This window comes from Sporosarcina sp. Marseille-Q4943 (assembly GCF_943736995.1).
Taxonomy (GTDB): domain Bacteria; phylum Bacillota; class Bacilli; order Bacillales_A; family Planococcaceae; genus Sporosarcina.
In genome coordinates, this window is the sequence record NZ_OX031157.1 from 930494 (window position 1) to 950887 (window position 20394).

23 protein-coding genes are annotated in these 20394 nt (G+C 45.3%); 8 read left to right on the forward strand and 15 right to left on the reverse strand.

Features of this window, described 5'->3' with window-relative positions; translation table 11 throughout:
* Window positions 1–61: 61 nt before the first annotated feature.
* Genes NIT04_RS13595 through NIT04_RS13605 form a run of 3 tightly spaced genes read right to left on the reverse strand, consistent with a single transcriptional unit; the run spans window position 62 to window position 738 of the window.
* Entirely contained in the window at window positions 62–208 is a 147-nt protein-coding gene (locus NIT04_RS13595; RefSeq protein ID WP_252504103.1) for a hypothetical protein, read from the reverse strand.
* Between the two features lie 18 nt (window positions 209–226).
* Window positions 227–538, reverse strand: coding sequence for a hypothetical protein (locus tag NIT04_RS13600; protein ID WP_252504104.1), 312 nt, complete (start codon window positions 536–538; stop codon window positions 227–229).
* Window positions 539–540: 2 nt separating this feature from the next.
* A complete protein-coding gene (locus NIT04_RS13605) occupies window positions 541–738 on the reverse strand; it encodes a helix-turn-helix transcriptional regulator (protein ID WP_252505111.1) in 198 nt (65 codons plus the stop codon).
* A 163-nt stretch (window positions 739–901) separates the two neighbouring features.
* Between NIT04_RS13605 and NIT04_RS13610 the strand changes: the two genes are divergently transcribed.
* Together NIT04_RS13610 and mgsA are read left to right on the forward strand one after the other, a co-directional pair.
* Window positions 902–1087, forward strand: a complete 186-nt coding sequence (locus NIT04_RS13610) for a YhzD family protein (RefSeq protein ID WP_252504105.1) — start codon at window positions 902–904, stop codon at window positions 1085–1087.
* 73 nt (window positions 1088–1160) lie between these two features.
* Complete coding sequence (mgsA, locus tag NIT04_RS13615; RefSeq protein WP_252504106.1) at window positions 1161–1607, forward strand: methylglyoxal synthase; 447 nt, start codon at window positions 1161–1163, stop codon at window positions 1605–1607.
* A 9-nt stretch (window positions 1608–1616) separates the two neighbouring features.
* Here mgsA and NIT04_RS13620 read toward each other — a convergent pair whose 3' ends face one another.
* The 7 genes from NIT04_RS13620 to NIT04_RS13650 all read right to left on the reverse strand — a co-directional run bounded on the left by NIT04_RS13620 (window position 1617) and on the right by NIT04_RS13650 (window position 7864).
* Window positions 1617–2429, reverse strand: coding sequence for an STAS domain-containing protein (locus tag NIT04_RS13620; RefSeq protein WP_252504107.1), 813 nt, complete (start codon window positions 2427–2429; stop codon window positions 1617–1619).
* Window positions 2430–2509: 80 nt separating this feature from the next.
* Complete coding sequence (locus NIT04_RS13625) at window positions 2510–3289, reverse strand: enoyl-CoA hydratase (protein WP_252504108.1); 780 nt, start codon at window positions 3287–3289, stop codon at window positions 2510–2512.
* A gap of 122 nt (window positions 3290–3411) precedes the next feature.
* Window positions 3412–4920 carry a coproporphyrinogen III oxidase gene (locus NIT04_RS13630; protein WP_252504109.1) on the reverse strand — a complete coding sequence of 503 codons (1509 nt, stop codon included), beginning with the start codon at window positions 4918–4920 and terminating at the stop codon, window positions 3412–3414.
* Window positions 4921–4985: 65 nt separating this feature from the next.
* On the reverse strand, window positions 4986–5336 hold the full coding sequence (locus NIT04_RS13635) for a YlbF family regulator (protein ID WP_252504110.1): 351 nt from the start codon (window positions 5334–5336) through the stop codon (window positions 4986–4988).
* Between the two features lie 12 nt (window positions 5337–5348).
* A complete protein-coding gene (locus NIT04_RS13640; protein WP_252504111.1) occupies window positions 5349–6494 on the reverse strand; it encodes a DUF445 domain-containing protein in 1146 nt (381 codons plus the stop codon).
* A 138-nt stretch (window positions 6495–6632) separates the two neighbouring features.
* A complete protein-coding gene (locus NIT04_RS13645; RefSeq protein ID WP_252504112.1) occupies window positions 6633–7076 on the reverse strand; it encodes a hypothetical protein in 444 nt (147 codons plus the stop codon).
* Window positions 7077–7216: 140 nt separating this feature from the next.
* Window positions 7217–7864, reverse strand: coding sequence for a glyoxalase (locus NIT04_RS13650; RefSeq protein ID WP_252504113.1), 648 nt, complete (start codon window positions 7862–7864; stop codon window positions 7217–7219).
* Between the two features lie 111 nt (window positions 7865–7975).
* Here NIT04_RS13650 and NIT04_RS13655 point away from each other — a divergent pair, with 111 nt between their 5' ends.
* The 3 genes from NIT04_RS13655 to NIT04_RS13665 all read left to right on the forward strand — a co-directional run bounded on the left by NIT04_RS13655 (window position 7976) and on the right by NIT04_RS13665 (window position 10907).
* Window positions 7976–8995, forward strand: coding sequence for a S66 peptidase family protein (locus NIT04_RS13655; RefSeq protein WP_252504114.1), 1020 nt, complete (start codon window positions 7976–7978; stop codon window positions 8993–8995).
* 82 nt (window positions 8996–9077) lie between these two features.
* Window positions 9078–10100 carry a hypothetical protein gene (locus tag NIT04_RS13660; RefSeq protein WP_252504115.1) on the forward strand — a complete coding sequence of 341 codons (1023 nt, stop codon included), beginning with the start codon at window positions 9078–9080 and terminating at the stop codon, window positions 10098–10100.
* 18 nt (window positions 10101–10118) lie between these two features.
* Window positions 10119–10907 (forward strand): ABC transporter substrate-binding protein, encoded by a 789-nt coding sequence (locus NIT04_RS13665; protein ID WP_252504116.1) that lies wholly within the window; start codon window positions 10119–10121, stop codon window positions 10905–10907.
* Window positions 10908–10948: 41 nt separating this feature from the next.
* Here NIT04_RS13665 and NIT04_RS13670 read toward each other — a convergent pair whose 3' ends face one another.
* Complete coding sequence (locus tag NIT04_RS13670; protein ID WP_252504117.1) at window positions 10949–11359, reverse strand: ferritin-like domain-containing protein; 411 nt, start codon at window positions 11357–11359, stop codon at window positions 10949–10951.
* Between the two features lie 54 nt (window positions 11360–11413).
* Between NIT04_RS13670 and NIT04_RS13675 the strand changes: the two genes are divergently transcribed.
* Together NIT04_RS13675 and NIT04_RS13680 are read left to right on the forward strand one after the other, a co-directional pair.
* Window positions 11414–11617, forward strand: coding sequence for a YheE family protein (locus NIT04_RS13675; protein WP_252504118.1), 204 nt, complete (start codon window positions 11414–11416; stop codon window positions 11615–11617).
* 47 nt (window positions 11618–11664) lie between these two features.
* On the forward strand, window positions 11665–11817 hold the full coding sequence (locus NIT04_RS13680; protein ID WP_252504119.1) for a hypothetical protein: 153 nt from the start codon (window positions 11665–11667) through the stop codon (window positions 11815–11817).
* A 34-nt stretch (window positions 11818–11851) separates the two neighbouring features.
* Here NIT04_RS13680 and NIT04_RS13685 read toward each other — a convergent pair whose 3' ends face one another.
* From NIT04_RS13685 to chrA, 4 genes are all read right to left on the reverse strand, one after another.
* A complete protein-coding gene (locus NIT04_RS13685) occupies window positions 11852–13108 on the reverse strand; it encodes an MFS transporter (protein WP_252505112.1) in 1257 nt (418 codons plus the stop codon).
* 369 nt (window positions 13109–13477) lie between these two features.
* Window positions 13478–15229 (reverse strand): ABC transporter ATP-binding protein, encoded by a 1752-nt coding sequence (locus tag NIT04_RS13690; RefSeq protein WP_252504120.1) that lies wholly within the window; start codon window positions 15227–15229, stop codon window positions 13478–13480.
* Complete coding sequence (locus NIT04_RS13695) at window positions 15226–16968, reverse strand: ABC transporter ATP-binding protein (protein ID WP_252504121.1); 1743 nt, start codon at window positions 16966–16968, stop codon at window positions 15226–15228. The genes NIT04_RS13690 and NIT04_RS13695 overlap by 4 nt, the downstream gene beginning before the upstream one ends.
* 730 nt (window positions 16969–17698) lie before the next feature.
* Window positions 17699–18880 (reverse strand): chromate efflux transporter, encoded by a 1182-nt coding sequence (gene chrA, locus NIT04_RS13700; protein WP_252504122.1) that lies wholly within the window; start codon window positions 18878–18880, stop codon window positions 17699–17701.
* 165 nt (window positions 18881–19045) lie between these two features.
* Between chrA and NIT04_RS13705 the strand changes: the two genes are divergently transcribed.
* Window positions 19046–20380 carry a hemolysin family protein gene (locus NIT04_RS13705; RefSeq protein ID WP_252504123.1) on the forward strand — a complete coding sequence of 445 codons (1335 nt, stop codon included), beginning with the start codon at window positions 19046–19048 and terminating at the stop codon, window positions 20378–20380.
* The last annotated feature ends 14 nt before the right edge of the window (window positions 20381–20394 follow it).

Genomic DNA, 20394 nt, shown 5'->3' on the forward strand with positions numbered 1-20394 from the left:
TTTTTCTCCCTTCCCTTTTCAGCCTTCACTCTTCTACGTGTTTCATAGGTAAATAGTTTCGTTACATTCTCCTATTCATAATGAGAACTCCGATGCCATATGAAAAGAGCATTACTCCATATGCCGATGCCGTAAGTAGGAATGCTATAAACAATACGATGCCTGCTCCCGTACTAAACCCTGCTAAACTCTCGACTGATGGAACCATAGTTTTCTCTCTTTCCGATTAATGATGTTTGTTTACAATCGCTGCTCCTACTACCCAGGAGAGCATATGAATAAACCACAGCGCGGTTAAGATAAAAAATGCCAATTTTGCTCCTTCAACAATCATGACGATGAACCATGCAATTAAAATTGCAACGGTCATCACCTTCCAAGAGATTGATCTCGCGTGTCGATGAAGATTTTTATACCTTTCATCAAATAACCGCTCCTTCTTCCCTTTTTTCCAAGTAAAATAATGCACGATTCCCCATATGACTAAGCCGAGTGGCAAGCCAGCCAAAAACGCCCAAATATCAAATCCTTCGTACATCTTCAAACCTCCTCCGGCTGAAAAATATCTTCAATACGGCAATTAAAGAGCTTCGCAATTTTAAATGCCAAAATCAACGATGGATTATATCTTCCTTTTTCTAGAGAGATGATCGTCTGCCTCGACACTTCCAACTTTTCCGCAAGATCATCCTGCGTCCATCCCATTGCTGTCCGCATTTCCTTAATCAAGTTATTCAGTTACATGCTCCCCCTTTCAATGTAAAGGTCGCTTTACGTAAAGGTTACTTTACTATATACGTAATGTCAAGTAAACTTTACAATACATTTTTCGAAATGAATAACTATTCATTTTTCATGCTTTCATAGTATAATGGAGAAAAGGGACGGAAGGATGAGCAGCTTGAGAACTTATAAATTAACAGCGTATGAAAAGACAGGAAAGTTAATTACGGAAGAAACGTTCACGGCAGAGAATGATGAATCGGCAAAAGAAAAAGGCCATGCTTTGCTCGAAGAAAAGAATCTTCTTGAACAAACGCATCGCCTTGCTTCGCCTGCTGGAAAGCTATTGTTGTTTCATGTTTGATACGAATCGGCATCTGCAATAAAATTTGGCTACCCTCATGCTGCTATGATATGTTAATTGAGCAAGCTACAGTATGGAGGTGCTTCACTTGAACATCGCACTTATTGCCCATGATCAGAAAAAAGATGAAATGGTGAATTTCACGATTGCGTACAAACATGTATTTTCAAAATACGAGCTCTATGCAACGGGTACAACTGGCAAACGGATCATGAAGGAGACAGGCCTTCACGTTAACCGAATGATGTCCGGACCGCTTGGCGGGGATCAGCAGATCGGATCGATGGTCGCTACAGGAAAGTTGGACTTGATCATCTTCTTCCGCGACCCGTTGACAGCCCAACCTCATGAACCTGACGTCAGTGCGTTGCTGCGTCTTTGTGATGTATATGGAATACCGCTCGCGACAAATATCGCGACTGCAGAGTTATTGATTGCAGCAGTTGAAAAAGGATATTTCTCTTGGCGGGACACTGCGGATAAATACAGATCAAAAGGACTTAATCCTGTAGAGGATTAAGTCTTTTTTTTATTTCGTGAAATAGATGCTCAATGCTTGCTGAAGCGTACCGACCGTTTGAGTGTTCCTGTCGAATTGTACGCCGAGTCGCACCATGCTCCGGACGACATCCGGCCGCAATCCTGTAATTGCAGTCATACATCCCATCATAGCTGCCCCGTCAATGATCTTCTTTAACTGATCAATCACTTCAGCCTCCATATCCGCAATCCCTGATAGGTCCATCAGCAATGTTTGAATATGCAATCGACCGATTTCCTTCAACACTTTCTCTTCCATCACTCTCGCCCGATAATAATCGATTGAGCCGATAATAGGGAGGATGCAAACAGTCGGGGTAAGCGGGATGATAGGCACGGATAAGTTTTCAACCAAATCCCTTTGCGTTTTCAACAGTTCATCCTTATAAGCGGAGTAACTAATGAAAAACGCATTCAAGAATTGATCAATAGAGCTGTTGATCTGTCTCTCAAACTGAAAGAAATCGATTTCCACCTTGTTTTCATCGATATATCGTTGAAGGAAAGTCCAAAGTGTCCTCCGGATCGCCTGCACCCACTCCAATTTGAACGATAGTGTCAATGAATGGGTCGCCCATGCAATCCCTTCCACTTTGGCGAATTGCCGAAGTTCATCCAATTTGGATTCCAAAGCATAACTGACAAGTTTATGTGCATTATTAATTAAGTCAATGTTGCCCACTTCAAGGATTGTATTAATCTTCTCTTTTACAGTTGACGCCTCAATCAATAATTCATCTTCAAAACTCTCCCCGTTTTCCTCGATGAATCTATTCAATTCAGATTTGATTGCGTTTGTCATAAGTTCCCTCCGTTGTCATCCCATTTTCACAGGTAAGTACAGCTGTTGTCCTGACTTACAGTCAACAGCTGTACTTATCATCATTTACCTACAAATGCAGGTCTTCGTTTTTCTACGAATGCATTGATGCCTTCCAAATGATCTTTAGTTTTGCGCATGGCAACTTGCTGTTCACTTTCCATCCGTAATACGTTTTCCAGTTCAGCAATCTTTTGCTCATGTAAAATCTTTTTGGAAGCAAGCATTGCTGAGATTGGAGCCGACAAAAACTTTTGGGCAAGCGAATCCGATGCTTGGCTGACGCTTCCATCCGGAACGATTTGGTCGATGAGACCCTTCTCTTTGGCGGCTTCCGCTTTCATTACTTCTCCTGACCAGATGAGTTGCTTCGCTTGTGGCACCCCGATCCGTTCTTTCAAGAAGAAATGGCCGGCACCGTCCGGCACAAGCCCAACACCGATGAAGTTCATTGCAAGCTTACTGTTTTCCTCTGCGATAATCACATCGCAGCCGAGCGCCAAGCTAAAACCGAGTCCTGCAGCTGCTCCTTGTACTGCAGCGATAGTTATTTGAGGCAATTCGTATAACGCTTTTGCAAGTCGCGACACATCGACCATCACTTTCCCGATATCCATTGGAGAATCCGGGTCAATCATTTTCTTTATATCTCCGCCCGCCGAGAATGTGCGGCCTGCCCCATTAATGATCAACACTTGCACTTCATCATTGGATGAAAGAGATTCAAAGGCATCTGCCAATTCCTTCATCATCGTGTCGTCCATTGCATTCATGGAATCCGGCCTATTCATTGTCAGCCGTGCTAGCCGTCCCTCCACCTTCAGTTCAATCGTAGAATACATAATTATTACCCCCTCACAATGATGAATAACCATTCATTAGTACTTATTCGATATGTAGTGAGGAAACCCTCTTAAAATTAAAAAAACTTGGCACTATTAAAGTGCCAAGGTTATGTGCTAGTTCAGTCGACTTGGATAGCTTGAGGGAAAATCCTTTCAAGATGTTCGATCTTCTTATCGATATATTCTTCAAACGTAAGGATATAAGCAGCGGGATCTTTCGGATTTTGGAATTGCGTAATTTTACCGGTCGCGGGATCCATGAATTTACTCGATGCGCCGCAACCAATTCCGATGATCGTCTGTACTTCTTCCATAATAATGATGTTGTATATACTTTCTTCGCCCGGCTTCGCATATCCGACATTTTCCAAGTTGCCGAGGATGTTTTTTTGGCGATACAAATAATATGGCACATAGTCGTTTTCCTTCGTCCATTGCTCGCCCATCTTCATCATCTGTTCAACCGTTTCCCGATCCGCCACTTTATATTTCTCTTTGTTCCGTGTCATCTCAGAAGCCCGTTTGAATGAAAGCGTGTGGACAGTCAGCGATTCGGGCTGCATCTTCTCCGTTTCGTCGAGCGAATGGCGGAATTCTTCCAGTCCTTCATTTGGCAAACCAATAATGAGGTCCATATTGATATTTTTCATCCCCATGTTTCGGGACAACCAGAATTTATCAATCGTCTCTTGTACGGAATGATGCCTTCCGATCGCTTTCAACGTTTCATCCGTATACGATTGTGGATTGACGCTGATCCGGTCAATTCCCCATTTTTTGAGGACATCGATTTTGGCAGGTGTAATTGTGTCCGGCCGCCCCGCTTCGACGGTCACTTCCCTCACTTCTTTCATATACGGGAATGAGTCATACATCGTCTGATAAAGGGCATCCATTTCATCTGCTTCGATGGAAGTAGGCGTCCCTCCGCCAAAATAAATTGTCGTGATTTTAATGTTCCGCTCCGTCAACCATTTCCCGATCTCGCGAATTTCTTCATGCAACCCGTCGAGAAATGATTCGACCCGCCCGTTTTTCCGATGAATGGCGTAAGCCGGAAACGTGCAGTATGCACATTTTGTCGGACAGAACGGGATGCCGATGTAGATGCTGACATCGTTTTGGATTTGGTGTAAATCCGGGATTGCCCGCAGCTGGACTTGTTCAATCGTTGCGAGAAGTTCACTTTTTTCTTCGGAAATCCGGTGTTTCTTCATTAAAAGACGTTTTGCGTCTTCCACGCTATGTCCTTGCTGTCGGTATTTATGGAACAGTTTCATCGGACGGATGCCGGTTAGAATTCCCCAAGACTGTTTCATTCCGGTTAGCTGCTCCAGAACTTCTAGAAACACGTGGGAATAAATCCGTTTCAGCTGACGGGTCTTCGTTTCCGAATTGTCGGTTGTCACTTGCTCTGAGAACGCGGCACTGAATTCGTTGCCATTATGCGTTAATTGGGCATAGCCATTTATCGTGGCACCGTCTTGCTGTATGGATAGGTCGACAAGGATTCCTTCTTCTTCGGTGTCCGTGATGACCTTTGATTGTTCGAAGAAGAGGTTGGCGAGATGGGTGAACATCCGTATCCAATCTTGTTCGAATGATTTTGTAAGGATTATCTTTTGCATGGTTTGCTCCAACTTTCATTAAAGATTACGTGAAATATAACACAAAAAAACCGGCTGAGCCGGTTTTATTGCATCGTTTCGTACATTTCCTGAACCGGCTTCATCAAGACACGGTTCACTTCTTCGATCAGGCCGCTCAGCTTCATTTCCGCTTGGAGCATTTGCATGATCTTATCGTTTTGCTGAGCAAGCTGCGCTGTTTTTTGTGCATACTCCAACTCTTCATGCGCGATTTCTTCGCCTTGCATCTGCTTCTGCTGAAGCGTCATTTGGATTTTACGGAAGCTCTTGAACAGTTCCAAAGCCTGTTCGTCTTTCTTCACTTCCTCAATCGCGTTCTGCACTTCGGCATATTCATCAGTCTTGCGAAGTGTCGACTCCAATTTGTTCAAGTCATCATAAATATTAACAGTCATCATTTATTCCCCCTAGTAGTTTGTGAAAAAGACGATCAATCCTTGCACTATCCCGATGATACCACCTAACAGCGCTCCAAGGACAGTAATCATTTTGAATTCGCGTCTTGAAATGCCGAGAACAAGATCTTCCAGGACAGAAACCGGGAACGTATCTACTTGCTCCTTGACAATTTCATCAAGCTTCAGCTTTTTCAATGATTGCTCCAGCTGCTTTTGAGCTTGATCAAAAGCGAATTGCGTCACTTTCGGCGTCAGATTTTCTGCAGTCCACTCGGAACCTTTCGGCCAGTAATCTTGGATTGTTTTATCCAAACGGGTGTCTAGCGCAAGTTCCTTGTTAGCATATGCTTTAATGGAAGTGAACAGTCCATCCCAGTTGAACTCTGCAAGCAGTTCCGCCATCGGACGCTTTTGCAGCTTCGCAAATTCCTTCTCAAACATAGTGTGCAACAGATTATATGTGCCTGGCGCGTTGATGAACTTCAACGCTTCCCGCTGCACCTTCTCTACGAGCGAGTTGGAATCGCCGAAGAACATATTCAACATGCCGCCAAACGTCCCTTTCGACTCTAGGAAATCATTGATCAACTTTTGGAACATCACTTTGCCTTCATAAGAATCCACAAATTGCTCGGCTCGTTGCAGGATATAGTTTGTCATTACGGGAATATGCGCTTTCGCACGCTCCTGCCAATCCAATGGAACGACCTCTTCAATCGTGCCCGTTGTCAATTTCATGCGCACGTTCATGAGTTGTGCATCGATAAGGGCATCGATTTTTTGCTCAGCTTTCTCTACAATGTCTTGAGCCCCTGCCACTTGTAGCCAATCGTGCAACGTCTTGTCCGATTGAAGCACATACTCCTCCATTTTGCTTTGAAGGAACGCCTCCGCTTTTCTTTCCATATCAGGCGTCAATAACTTATTACGCAACACATCGGGAGTGACTAAATAGTTCGTAACCGTCCTCCCCAATTGTATGGCAAGTTCATCACGCCGTTTCGGAATCAACCCTGGCGTAAACGGAAGGCGCCATTTTCCAATATATTTTGCCTCATGGGGTCTGAACAGCATTTTGATCGCTAGGTGATTCGTAAATCCCCCGATCAATGCCCCAATCAAAGCCATAAACAACAATGTCCATATGAAATCCATCGCTTCACCTTATTTCCGATTCATTCGGATTTCATTATAACAGAAGGCGGGCCTGTGGAAAAAGCATTCGACTGGGGGCGACAGCTCACATGAAAAACCGGTCACCTAAATGGGTATTCGGCTAGTGCGTGAACAAAGTTATACTCTAACTTTCGTATTCGGCTTCACAAACCGGCTGATCATCCAGCCGACTGCAAGGCTGAACACGAAGTGGCCGGCCGTCCAGAAGAACCAAGCCATCCCGTCATCTGCAGCGGGCGGCTTTTCTGTGAGCAGCGTCAAAAAGTACAGCACTCCGCTACCTGCGGTATATACAGCGACATATGGCCAAATGCTGTAGTGCCAATCAAAGAACGTTAATATGTAAAACAGGCCAACGACACTAGCGATGCAAAAAACAAGATGAAACGCAAAGCCAAACGAGGCGCTGTCCTTGAAGATATGAATGAAAGGAAAATAATCTACATTATATAACAAAATGTACGCTTCGTTTCCTGTCAGTGCAAAAACGAGTTGCATGAGGATAGCCAAAATGATTCCGCTTGCGATTCCGATTCCAATCAGCTGCAAGAATTTCCTCATCCGTTCTCCTCCCAAATCGATTAAGAAAAGCGCATTCTCGATCTCCGACAATTGTAGCAATAGGTAAACCTTTGATGGCATCTCCTGCTATTCCCCGCTCTACACCGATCGTGCCAGTTTCTCGGCATTCGGCGTTCCATCTAGAAGGTAAGCTTACCATCTTCATTTAATTTAATATGTGTATCATTCCAAGTCAGTTCAACCGGGTATGATTCCGATACTTTTTTTGAAAAATACCACCGGCGCCCAAGCGGGACGAGGACGATGAATGCATCTCCGCGTCCAAGGAAGTTCAGCTCATCCGGTTCCACCTCTATTCCATCGCGCAAAGGAATTCCAAGATCAAGCAGCTGGTCTCCCACTTCAACGACATGTGGTGTCGCCATGCCCATCTCGCTAATACTCAAGAATGATTCTTTTGTCAAATCCCCGAATAGGTCCCGCTTCCTTCTGCCAATTAATTCGACGATATTACCAACGGGATCCTCGAAATACATCGAATCCGCGTCAAAACTCGGAAAATAGACTTCGTCCCGCCCTTCTTCACGGTTTAGCGTGACGCGGTCCGTTATCCAATATTTCATCATGGAAAATTGATTGCCTGGGATGTTAATGGCGAAATGATAGAAAGCCGGTTGCTCCGTCCCTTTGAATGTTAGATGTGATTCTCCGATCCTAACGGTGAACTGTTCAGCTGTTGACTCTATCATATCGAGTTCTAACACGTTTCCGTAAAAACGTCGTAATGCTTTCAGATTGTTTGTATATAATGTTGCAGACTTGATCATCTTGACTTTTCCCCCTACTCACAAAATTACTTGTGACAATTTCAAGAATTATTGATAAACTACTATACACCTATCTTACCATATATTATGAAAGAAAATGGAGTGATTGAAATGATCCGCTATCCAAAACCATTGCAACAAGGAGACACGATCGGCGTAACAGCCGCGTCTTCGGGTGTCGAGGAAGTTCTTCACCATCTCGTCCATAATGCAAAACGCCAGTTTGAAAAAAGAGGGTACAAAGTAAACATTGGAGCTACGGTGTGGACACAAAACAAGTCCGCTTCAGCACCGATAGAAGTCCGTGCTGCCGAGTTAATGGGAATGTTCAAGAACCCGGACATTAATGCTATCATCCCCCCGTGGGGCGGTGAAATCCTGTTGGAAATATTACCGTTCATCGATTGGAAGAAAATTGAGCCTAAATGGATTTTAGGCTATTCGGATACGAGCACTTTCCTATTTGCGATGACAGTCAAAACCGGCATTGCGACTGCGCACGGTCCAAACTTCGTTGAATTGCGCAGCGATGAATGGGAGCCTGTTGCAAGTCAATTTATGAATGTACTACAAGCGTCCGCTGGCTCAACCATTGAGCAGCAATCATCTGAAAAATTCCAATCCAAATGGCAGCACGATGCTCCAGATAATCCTTATGTATATAAACTCGATACACCGACGGAATGGAAGGTTCTCGGAACAGACAATGTCGAATTGGAAGGACGTTTGTTAGGAGGCTGCCTCGATACGATCCGTCACCTCGTCGGGACGCCATATGGCGATATTGCTTCATTCCAGAAAAACTTCTTGAACGACGAACCGATTTTATGGTATTTCGAGAACTGCGAAATGAACGCTACCGATATTCACCGGACTATGCTTCAGTTTGTCTATGCAGGTTGGTTTGACAATGCCGCAGGAATCATCTTCGGCCGCTCCCCTGCAGGTCAAGAAGTTCAAGGATTCACCGTATTTGATTCAATGGAAAGAATAAAAGATCTGACCGGACTGCCTATTATTTATGATGCCGATGTAGGTCATGTCCCTCCACAAATTACGTTCGTGAATGGGGCGAGCGGTAGTGTGACGGTTAACAATGGAAAAGGGCACGTAAAGACCAAACTCCAATAATTAATCAACGACCAGCCCGGCTGACTTTTCTGTCAGTTAACGATAGAATGAAAGAAAGCTTATTTTAAGGGGGAGTACGATTATGCCAATTTCGTTTCGCAAACATGAAGAATTTTTCACATTCCATGACCCGATGCAAGACGGGAAGTTGATTGATAGAAAGACTGAAATTAGATTCGATCCGTTAACCGGTGAAACATCACGTATCATTTTCGACCCGGGCGCACCTTTCGTGCCGAAGGATTATTCTGAGCTTGCGAAGGCGACCGAAGGTAAAAAATGTCCTTTTTGTGCTGAAAATGTATCTACAATCACGCCGCGTTTCCCCGATGAGTTGGTGGAAGGCGGGCGGTACGTCGGCAAAGAAGCGGTCGTTTTTCCGAATCTATTCCCTTACAGCAAGCATAATGCTGTCGTCCGCATGTCGGAGCAGCATTATGTGAAGCTCGAAGAATTCACGGAAACCCTGATCTCGGATTCGTTTACAGCCGCACATCAGTATATCGAGAACGTCTTGGAGTTTGACCCGAAAACCGAATACGTTTCCATCAATTGGAACTACCTGCCACCTTCGGGAGGAAGCATCCTTCATCCTCACATTCATGTGCTCGCTTCTGAGAAGCCGACGAATTATCAGGCAATCGTCACATCGAGCAGTCACGATTTTTATGAAACCGAAGGAAAGAATTACTTTACTTCGCTCGTCTCTGAAGAGAGAGAACTTGAAGAGCGTTGGATTGGCAAAAAAGGCTCCATTAACTGGATGCATGCCTTTGCACCAAAGAGCCATGGCGATTTCCTCGGAGTTTTCGATGCGTCTTCTTTCAACGAACTGGATAGTGACGCCTTTGATGACCTTGCGAAAAGCCTTCTCCGTTTCTTCCGCTATTTTAAAGAAAATGGATTGGAAAGCTTTAATGCTTCGTTGTTCATTCCTGTCAACAAGCACGCGGCGGAGCAAGTCCATTTCAGGCTGATCCCCCGAATGACAATCGGGATGCTGGATACGAGCGACATGAACGTTTTCAATTACTTGCACGGGGAGCCTTTGTCCTTAAAAGCTCCTGAAGAAGTTGCAAAGGCAGCCGCAAAGTTTTTCGTATGAAAGGATTGAAGCAAAGGTTTGAATAAAACTGTTGTAGACCGGGTCGGAAGAAGTGTCACTTTTACCTTCCCGCCAAAACGAATCGTTTCATTATGCCCTGGCATTACGGATACACTATTTGCACTCAAGCTTGAAGAGAAAATCGTCGGGCGGACCCGTTTTTGCATTTATCCGAAAGGTGAGGTCGAAACTGTTCCGGCTGTTGCAGGCACAAAGGACATTAAGCTGGAAGCAATCCATAACGTGCAACCGGACCTCATTATCGTCGAGAAAGAGGAAAACACGAAAGAGATTGTAGAGGAGTTGGAGAAACACTTCCCTGTCTATGTCGCAGAAGTCCAGTCAGTGGATGACGCATTCCGGATGATCGAGGACATGGGCAGCTTGACAGATCGAAGCGAAGCCGCCAGGCAATTGATCTCCGCTATCCATGAGCAATTTGAGTCTTTGCCTAAGGTTGCGGGAGAACGGGTCTCTTATGTCATCTGGAGAAAGCCATATATGGTCGTCGGGAAAGATACATATATCCATTCGCTATTAGAAAGGATGGGATTCGTCAATCCATTTACCGAAGCGGACGGCAGGTATCCGGTGGTCACGGCAGAAGGGTTCAAGAACGCGGATTTGGATTATGTACTGTTGTCCTCTGAGCCCTTCCCTTTCAAAGAAAAGCATTTCGAAGAATTTTTAGAGATGATGCCAGACACTGAACCTATCTTAATCGACGGAGAAATGTTCTGGTACGGACCGAGAATGGTAGAGGCAGCCGCATATTTAAGAAAGCAACTTTCTCGCTTTCAACACTAAAAAAACACGGGATCATCGTAACGATGGTCTCGTGTTTGCGTTCATCTCAATGAATTATAGATCGTTGACATCCGGATGGCATGCTCCATTTCGTCATGCATGGCAATGAACAAAGGATTATAAGCTTGCTGAATAGGAATCGTCAACAGCATTTCCTTATATGTTTCCACCCCATCCAACTCACCGACGAGCGCCTGTTTGACACATTGCTTGAAGTTATAGCACGGAATCGGTTTCTTCGGATTTTGTACAAATGTCCCAGTCATCATATAATAGAGTTGTTGAAACATTTCATAATGGCTTTTTTCGTCTTCATACGCATGCTGGATGAAGTCCCGCCAAAGCGGATCATCTGTTTTTTCATACATCGACTTATAAAAGTAATAGTCCTTGTATTCGCTCTCGATAGCCTGTTTTAATTTATCGACAAACACGTCAGCACCCTTTCGCATCTTTTGTACACTTTATGCGGGTAGGCGCTTGTCTATGAAAGGAGTATGAACACGATGCTTCAGCATTTTAGCTACAAACCGATGTTTGCGGGCGGCAGCTTGCCCGGTTGGACGTTTTCATTTTTTTATAAAAACGAACGGTTCACAGGAGACTATAAGCCGGACGGCACGATTGTCTGGACTAGTGCAACTCCGTCTGATGAAGAAAACGTCAAAAAAATGATTCACGAACTGATGACATTCCACGTATATGAATGAAGGAAATATTTCCGTACATACTATCCCTCGATAAGGAGGCGATGGATGTGGATAAGGAAAAGACCCCTGAACAATTGCAGAAAGAGAAAGAACAGTTAGAGATTCAAAACCAAAAAACCGAAAACGTCTTTGAGGATAAAAGCCGGGTGCCCAACGAGCAAAACGCTTGGAAGGAAACTCAGTATAAAAGAGGCGAATGACAAAAGGGCGATCCCGGAATTGGGATTGCCCTTTTTATTCCCCGGACAATTTTCTTCTGCCGAAAATGAAATAATAGTAGACCGATGAAACAATATACAGCCCTGCTGTAATCGTGAAGGCATATGCATAGCCCCAATAGGAGCCGTTTGCGACGACTAATCCCGTCGCGACACTCCCCATGGTTGCCCAACCTAGACTAAAAACCATCTGATTCATTGAATTGGCGAGCCCTTTGTATTTATCCGACACGACTTCCATCGCTACTGCACTTTGAATTGGATTGCCGGCGTTCATGAGCGCTTGTCGCAAAAGAAAGCCGAGTGACGCCAACCATAGAGATGTTGTGTATGCAGTCAATAGAAGGAAAGGGATCGACAACGCCTGGAATAAAATAAGCGCCTTCACCTTGCCGACTTTCCGTGAGAGCGCGGGACCGATCATAGCGGCAACCGCAGTCATAGCCGAACCCAATGACAGCACAAGTCCGATATAGGAATTGGAAGCATCAAAACGATTGGCAAAATACAAATTCAAGTATGGAACGACCAAACCGGATCCAAAACCGATTAGCAAGCTTGCGAATGAAAAGTGAAAGATAACAATCAGATTCCGTTTCAAACTATCGTCCTCTGTTGCAGCTTGCTCCTTGTCTCCCTTTTTCACCTTTGCGGACTCAGTACGATTCTCCTTTAATTTGAATAAAGGAATCAAGCCGACTGTGAAAATAGCTGCACCTAAATGCAGTGAATATCGTATTGCTTCCGCTGCGCTGATCCTAAAAACAGTTTCCAGGAAGTCTGTAATGATTCCTCCTGCTAAACTACCGATGACATTCGCAATCGTTATAATTGCAAAATTGACACTGAATAGCTTAACCCTTTCAGTCGGAGACGAGTTTTCCGCTAGGAACGGGATACCCGAAACTTGAACGAATGCCATGAATAAGCCCGTCAAAAATGCAGCCGCAATAATCGGTGTTTCCGAAACTGCAATTCCCCTATAAAATAGCGTCGTTACCGTTAATACAGCACCGCCGACAATCATCCATTTACGGCCAAATTTATCGCTTAAAAACCCCGCAGGAACGAGCATGATTGCCGAAGCCATCGCCGTCATGGAAATCACTTTCCCATTTACCGTCTCGGGCATTCCGAGCTCTTTTACATATAAATTGTACATGACCATGAAAACACCCATCCCGATCTGGATGAGCGCATTCCCGATTATAAAAAGCCTCACATTCCGATTGAAAGAGGAAAATTTCCGTCCCCATTCGCTAAACCATTTCATCCACATTTCCAACTTTCTCGCGTCACGGTATTTCGATACTCTAAATATACGTGTTTACGAAACATTCTGCAATGGACTTTTCATTCTAATTAAATCTTTGGACGCGGAATGGATTGCATTGAGCGTGGGACGGACTGCTTTGAGCGCGAAGCGGCTTGCTTTGGGCGCGTAGCGGTTTGCTTTGGACGCGGAATGGATCGCTTTGGACGCGTGACCTCCCGCTTTGGACGCGCAGCCGCTCACTTTTGTCGCGCAGCCTCCAGCTTTGGACGCGCAACCTCCGCTTTGGAAGCTGGCTCACTTCCTAACAAAAAAGCTGTCACAGAAAGTCATTTTACCGACTTTCCCGTGACAGCCCCTACCTACAATTTAACCAACTCTCGAACTATTCCCTGCCTGCAATTTATACATCTGTGCATACTGGCCGTCAAGCGCGAGTAATTCATCGTGATTGCCTTGCTCGACGATTTCACCGCGGTCCAGCACTAAAATGCGGTCCGCATTTTTAATCGTAGACAAACGGTGAGCAATGATGAACGTCGTCCGTCCCTTCTTCAACACGTCCATCGCATGCTGGATGATTTCCTCGGTTTCCGTATCGATATTGGAAGTTGCTTCATCCAATATGAGGATGGCCGGGTCGAAGGCAAGGGCCCGTGCGAATGAAATGAGCTGGCGTTGTCCGGATGAAAGTGTGCTTCCCTTCTCAACGACCGGCTCGTCAATCCCGCCAGGCAAATGCTTCAGCACACGGTCTCCGCCAACCGCATCAAGTGCTTGCTGTACTCTTTCGCGGGAAATGCGTGCATCCCCTAGGCTGATGTTCGATTCCACTGTTCCACTGAACAAATATGGATCCTGCAACACGATTCCCATATGATCGCGGATTGTCTGGCGCGACATGTTCCCGATATTCATTCCATCAATCGTGATTTTCCCTTTTGATACGTCATAGAAACGGAAAAGCAAGTTCATGATGGAGCTCTTCCCGGAGCCTGTATGGCCGACGAGCGCGACGGTCTCTCCTTGCTTCGCTTCGAAGGAAATGTCTTTCAACACATATTCCTCATCTTTATAAGCGAACCAGACTTTCTCGAATCGGACGTTCCCGCGGTAACGGGCAATCTTCTCATCGCTCACTGGCTCCCCTTGACGATCCATCAGACTGAAGACGCGCTCCGCAGCGACAAGTGAATGCTCGAGTCGCGCGAACTGGTTGACGACTCCCGTAATCGGGTTGAATAGCCGTGTAATATAATCGACGAATGCGTATAACATCCCGACAGAAATGACACTCTCTGTCGACAGCGAAGCACCGCCGAAATACCAAATCAGAAAGACGAAAGCCAACGAACGGATGATATCGACGAGATTATGGGACGTCGCCGCTTCAACTTTCAATAATTTGCTTTGATACTTATAATGCTCATCATTTAATTCATTGAATTCGCCGTCCATCTGCTTTTCCCGGCGGAAAGCTTGGATGATCGTCATGCCATTGATCGATTCATTGATCATTGCATTCATCTCACTGTTTTTGCTCCGGATGATATGGTTCACTTTTGATGCGAACTTCCGATACAATTTCATCCATACGTATAGGACTGGCAAGACGAATAGCGTGATGGCCCCCATTTTCGGATCTAAATAGAAGAGGGCGATGAAGATCCCGAGCATATACATGCCGCTGATTGCAAACTGCGAAACGACCGTCACATAGAGATTCCGAATCGCTTCCGTATCATTCGTAATCCGCGCAACGACCTTCCCCGCCGGCAAATTATCGAAATAACGGATCGGCAGCGTCTGAATATGTCCATACAATTCGTTCCGCATCTTCTGGATAATCCGGTTTGCGGCATTTTGTAGCAATAAATATTGGAAATACCGCAAGATAGCTGTAACGACTGCCAAGCTGAAAAATACAGCTAACAATTTGGCGATCGGTGTAAAATTGATTGTCTTATCAACTGAAGTCGCGATATGATCGTCAATGATCTTCTTCGCAATCAACGGTCCCATCAAGTCCGCCGCAACAGCGAAGCCGAGAAGGACGAGTCCTGTAATTAAAAGCTTCTTATAATCAAGTGCATACTGTACTAAACGTTTTCCGGTAGTCATACTTCAACCTCCCCGATCTGCTGGCGGTCGAATTGTTCTTTATACCATCCGTTGTTCGCAAGCAAGTCTTCGTGTGTTCCTTCTTCAATGACACGTCCATCATCGAGCACAATGATCCAATCCGCATGTTGGATGGCAGATAGGCGGTGCGTCGTAATGATTGTCGTTTTCCCTGACCGTTCCGATTGGATGTTTTCAATGATCTTCGCTTCCGTCTTCGCATCGACTGCGGAAAGCGAGTCATCGAGGATGAGGATTTCAGGATTTTTCACGAGAGCACGCGCAATCGAGATCCGCTGCTTCTGGCCACCTGATAATGCAACGCCTTTTTCGCCCACCAATGTATCCAAGCCCGCCGGCAACATCTCTAAATCTTTTTCGAAATGTGATAGGCGGATCGATTCCGCGATGTCTTCCTCAGTCGCTTCCGGACGTCCGAACAGGATATTGTCCCGTACGGAACGCGAGAAGAGTACATGGTCTTGCGGCACATAACCGATCCAATCGCGGACTTGATCCTTCTTCAAGGATTGAAGTGCAACATCCGAGAAGACAATCTCTCCGTCGCCCGCTGGATATTCACGCAATAGTTGCTTGACGAACGTCGTTTTCCCGCTTCCCGTCTTTCCGACGATGCCGAGCGTCTGTCCCCGATCCAACTGAAGTTCGATATGGTCCAAATTGATGGCATGCGACATTGGATACGTGAAGCTGACGTCGTTGAAGCCGACGCTTTCCGGCTGATCGATGTCGACCGGCTCGTCAGGATCTTTCACATCTTCCTCATAATCCAGCGTCTCCATTACGCGGTCCAAGGAAGCATTTCCGCGTTGCAACACATTGATCAGCTCACCGATTGCAAACATCGGCCAGACGATCATTCCTAAATAGACATTGAAAGTGACAAGGTTCCCTAATGTAATTTCTTCAGCCGAAACCAAATAGGCGCCATATCCGAGTCCGATCATATACGTCAATGCCGTGAGCACTTTCGTAAACGGCATGAACAGCGCGTCGATCTTTTCAACGTGCATATTCTTCTTGTACACGTCTTCCGTCATATCCGCAAACCGTTGCTCCGAAGCACGCTCCTGTACATAAGCACGGACGACCCGGACGCCTGCCACAGCCTCCAGCACGTTATCATTCAGTTCCCCGAACGCCTCCTGCGCCGTCATATACCTTTCATGTATCTTCTTTCCGAGCAGTTGCAAAATGAAAGCTAAAATCGGCAATGGCAATATTGCAGCGAGCGTCAGCTTCCACGAGACGACAAATCCCATCGTAATGATTAAAGTACCTAAATATGCAGTCGAGTCGACGAGCGTCATGATTCCGAAGCCTGCTGTCTCAGAAATCGCGCGGAGGTCATTCGTCGAGCGTGCCATCAAGTCGCCTGTCTTGTTTTTCTCGTAAAATGTCGGTGTCATTTTCAGGAAATGGCGCATGAGCCGCGTCCTCAATTGACGTTCAATGACATAAGCCCCACCGAAGAGCTGGTACTGCCAGACGAAGTTGCCGACATAAGCGACGAGCATGATGAGAAACATAGCACCAATAAAAAGTGCAAGCAGATGCGTAGTCATCGTCTTCGTATAAATTGTGTCAATTGCCTGCCCGATCAACCACGGCGGCAAAATGACGAGAACATTCGCCAACATTAAGAGGACGAGTGCAATCGTGTACCTTTTGCGGTTTTCCTTGAAAAACCACTTTAATTTAAATAAAACCGAGAACATATTTTCAACCTTCTTCCTTCAATTCTCTTAACTATCCACTTTCAAGAGATTCCTTCTTTAATAATTTCCGTTGCTGATTTACATAGTTCATGATCAGCGCTCCTTTCCTACAGTTTTTTATATCCCGCATTAACTGGCTGTAAGATTCCACTTCGTGGAGATCAACAGCCAGTAAATGCCCGATTGGTTCAACTAACAATCAGTGGAAAAAACCCCACTGATTGAAGTTTCACCTTATGTTACACGGTAACCGTGAAAACACCGGAAATTCATTCCAAAGACAAAAAAGGCACACGCCTCCTAAGATAAGCGTGTGCTCAAAAAAAAGGGACGACTAAGTCATGCCGCCCCGATATATTTCATACAATAGAAAAACAGCAGGTCAGCACGGAATTCATATTTGATTGTTGTTTGATAAAAATGACTGTTTGCATTTTCCGCACCTTCCTTACTATTTATATTTTCGAATAATTCAACATTACCATTGATAATTTCAATTTGTCAATACATTTCTATACAATTCGCATTGATTGTTTTAATCCTCTGCAATCGGGTATTGAACAGACATACCACTCGCGAAATGAAACGATGTGGTTTTTACTCGTTTAAGTGGATGTTCGACAATATTCACCAACAGTTACCCCACGGCAAAGTAACATATAGAGCGGGCATGCCAGGAGCATTATTCCTGGCATTTTTTATTGTATGCTAGTAATGCATCCTCTATGACTCACATAACTAATAAATGAGATAGCGCTCCTAATCCGGCAGTAATTAAAACAACAAGCCAAGGAGCCATTTTGTAATACATTAAGAGGCCGAATGCGATGATGGCAATTCCGAAGTCTACGGGAGAACCTATGGAACTTGTGAATACAGGATCATATAGCGCAGCAAGCAAAATTCCTACGACTGCTGCATTCACTCCTTTCAAAGCCGCTTGAATTCCTGGCTTTGAACGGATTGCTGACCAAAAAGGCAATGTTCCAATGACGAGTAAGAATGAAGGCAGGAACATGGCGATGACCGCAACCGCAGCTCCGGATGGTCCATTCATTAGTTGTCCCAAATAGCCAGCCAGCGTAAATAGTGGCCCAGGCACGGCTTGTGCCGCTCCGTATCCTGCGATGAACGTCTCAGCGTCCATCCAGCCTGCCGGCACGACTTCCCGTTCAAGCATCGGCAATACGACATGCCCGCCGCCAAAAACAATCGAACCGACCCGGTAGAATATATCAAAAATCTCGATGAATGCATTTTGAAAGAAAGACCTGATCGCCGGCACACCTATTAGCAGGAGGAAGAATATCGTCCACGCAGCCACACCTGTCTTCTTTCCGAATGAAAGATCGATGGATTCAGGCTTTGGTGCCTTCTCCTTCCGGTATAGAGCATAACCGACAAACCCTGCGCCTACGATGATAGCAATTTGTCCGATTGCTGTCGGAATCAATAATGTCAAAACCGCCGCAACGAGTGCGAGTGTTAGTCTAGCCCGATCGGGAGTCAACGACTTGCTCATCCCGACTAATGCATGCGCTACGACAGCGACTGCAACAATCTTCAAACCTTTGATCCAACCAAGGTCAAAGGAAGCTGTCGAGGAAATGAGCCAGGCAAATGCCATTAACAGCAACACCGATGGCAATGTGAAACCGATCCATGAAAGGATTCCACCTAGTAAACCTCCGCGCATCAACCCGATCGCAATCCCTACTTGCGAGCTTGCAGGACCGGGCAGGAACTGGCATAACGCCACAATATCAGCATACATTTTATCATCGAGCCATTTCTTTTTCTTCACATATTCGTCTCTGAAATAACCGATATGGGCTGCAGGACCTCCGAAAGACGTCAGTCCGAGCAGCAATGATGTGCGCAAAATCTCTGATGCATTGTTCTGCTTCTTCATAACTCCACCTCCGAATGTACTTTAACAATTATACAAGACTTAGGCAAAACCATTTGTTTTTTTCTTGTAAATAATTTATCATTATCTTAACTAACCATTTTAACCTTACAGGAGGTGTGCACTTTGTTCTACCCCTCATTCGGGCGCGGGACAAAGTAAACTTATTTGGAAATTGCCATACGATTGGCAGCATTTGCTGCCTTGATCGCACTCACCGCATTTTTTGTTGCGAGTGAATTTGCAATAGTGAAAGTACGAACAACGCGGATCAACCAGCTTGTCGCGGAAGGGAACCGCCGGGCGATCACAGCAAAAAGAGTCATCAGTAATCTCGACGAATATTTATCGGCTTGTCAATTGGGCATAACGATAACAGCTCTTGGGCTGGGGATGCTAGGTGAACCGACCGTGAAACTGCTAATGAAGCCGGTTTTCTCCCATTTTGAAATTGCCCCGCATGCTGCGACAATCCTTTCTTTCATCATCGCATTTACCGTCGTAACGTTTTTACATGTGGTAGTAGGTGAATTGGCTCCTAAAACGATCGCAATTCAACGGGCGGAAGCCATTACGCTGGCAACAGCGAAACCGCTCATTTTCTTTTTTTTCATTATGTTCCCAGTCATTAAAGGGATGAATGGATCAGCACGTCTCATTACCCGGCTATTCGGGTTCAAACCCGCTTCCGAAACAGAAATGGTACACTCGGAGGACGAGCTGAGATTGATTCTGACCGATAGCCTGAAGGGCGGGGAAATTAACCAGTCGGAATACAAATTCGTCAATAAGATATTCGAATTTGACGACCGGGTCGCCAAAGAGATCATGGTGCCGCGTACCGAAATGATGACAATCGAGAAAGATGTCACATTACGGGAAATGTTTGAAATGATGGGTGTCGAGCAATTCACAAGATATCCTGTCACCGATGGGGATAAAGACCATGTCATCGGCTTGGTGAATATGAAAAATCTATTGACGGCGTTCATCAAAGACCCGACAACGGGAGATCAGCCTGTCAGTGAATATATGCAACCGATCATCCGAGTCATCGAAACGATGGCAATCGGCGATCTACTACTGAAAATCCAACGCGAACGAATCCACATGGCTATCCTCATGGACGAATACGGAGGGACTTCCGGACTCGTGACGATCGAAGATATTTTAGAAGAGATTGTCGGAGAAATCCAAGACGAGTTTGATATGGACGAAGTGCCTGAAGTACAGAAAATCAATGATAACCATTTTATTTTGGATGCAAAAATGTTAATTGAAAACGTTAACGATGTGCTCGATATCGATATCGATGAAGAGGATATCGATACGATCGGCGGATGGTTTATGTCGGAACGTTTTGAAGCCGTCCCTGGTGAAAAAATCATTGAGCAAGGTTATGAGTTCACCGTGAAGGACGTCGAAGGACATCACATCCTTTACTTGGAAGCTATGAAATATGATAAAGCGAACGGATCAGCCGACTTACAGGTTGAGTCATAAAAACAAACGGCATC

Coding starts and splice junctions, on each gene's coding strand:
- NIT04_RS13650 (WP_252504113.1), bottom strand. CDS start 7,864: ATGATCAAGTCTGCAACATTATATACAAACAATCTGAAAGCATTACGA.
- NIT04_RS13595 (WP_252504103.1), bottom strand. CDS start 208: ATGGTTCCATCAGTCGAGAGTTTAGCAGGGTTTAGTACGGGAGCAGGC.
- NIT04_RS13670 (WP_252504117.1), bottom strand. CDS start 11,359: ATGCGAAAGGGTGCTGACGTGTTTGTCGATAAATTAAAACAGGCTATC.
- NIT04_RS13690 (WP_252504120.1), bottom strand. CDS start 15,229: ATGACTACCGGAAAACGTTTAGTACAGTATGCACTTGATTATAAGAAG.
- chrA (WP_252504122.1), bottom strand. CDS start 18,880: ATGAAGAAGCAGAACAATGCATCAGAGATTTTGCGCACATCATTGCTG.
- NIT04_RS13600 (WP_252504104.1), bottom strand. CDS start 538: ATGTACGAAGGATTTGATATTTGGGCGTTTTTGGCTGGCTTGCCACTC.
- NIT04_RS13645 (WP_252504112.1), bottom strand. CDS start 7,076: ATGAGGAAATTCTTGCAGCTGATTGGAATCGGAATCGCAAGCGGAATC.
- NIT04_RS13630 (WP_252504109.1), bottom strand. CDS start 4,920: ATGCAAAAGATAATCCTTACAAAATCATTCGAACAAGATTGGATACGG.
- NIT04_RS13685 (WP_252505112.1), bottom strand. CDS start 13,108: ATGAAATGGTTTAGCGAATGGGGACGGAAATTTTCCTCTTTCAATCGG.
- NIT04_RS13695 (WP_252504121.1), bottom strand. CDS start 16,968: ATGTTCTCGGTTTTATTTAAATTAAAGTGGTTTTTCAAGGAAAACCGC.
- NIT04_RS13660 (WP_252504115.1), top strand. CDS start 9,078: ATGCCAATTTCGTTTCGCAAACATGAAGAATTTTTCACATTCCATGAC.
- NIT04_RS13620 (WP_252504107.1), bottom strand. CDS start 2,429: ATGACAAACGCAATCAAATCTGAATTGAATAGATTCATCGAGGAAAAC.
- NIT04_RS13640 (WP_252504111.1), bottom strand. CDS start 6,494: ATGGATTTCATATGGACATTGTTGTTTATGGCTTTGATTGGGGCATTG.
- NIT04_RS13625 (WP_252504108.1), bottom strand. CDS start 3,289: ATGTATTCTACGATTGAACTGAAGGTGGAGGGACGGCTAGCACGGCTG.
- NIT04_RS13635 (WP_252504110.1), bottom strand. CDS start 5,336: ATGACTGTTAATATTTATGATGACTTGAACAAATTGGAGTCGACACTT.
- NIT04_RS13675 (WP_252504118.1), top strand. CDS start 11,414: ATGCTTCAGCATTTTAGCTACAAACCGATGTTTGCGGGCGGCAGCTTG.
- NIT04_RS13655 (WP_252504114.1), top strand. CDS start 7,976: ATGATCCGCTATCCAAAACCATTGCAACAAGGAGACACGATCGGCGTA.
- mgsA (WP_252504106.1), top strand. CDS start 1,161: ATGGAGGTGCTTCACTTGAACATCGCACTTATTGCCCATGATCAGAAA.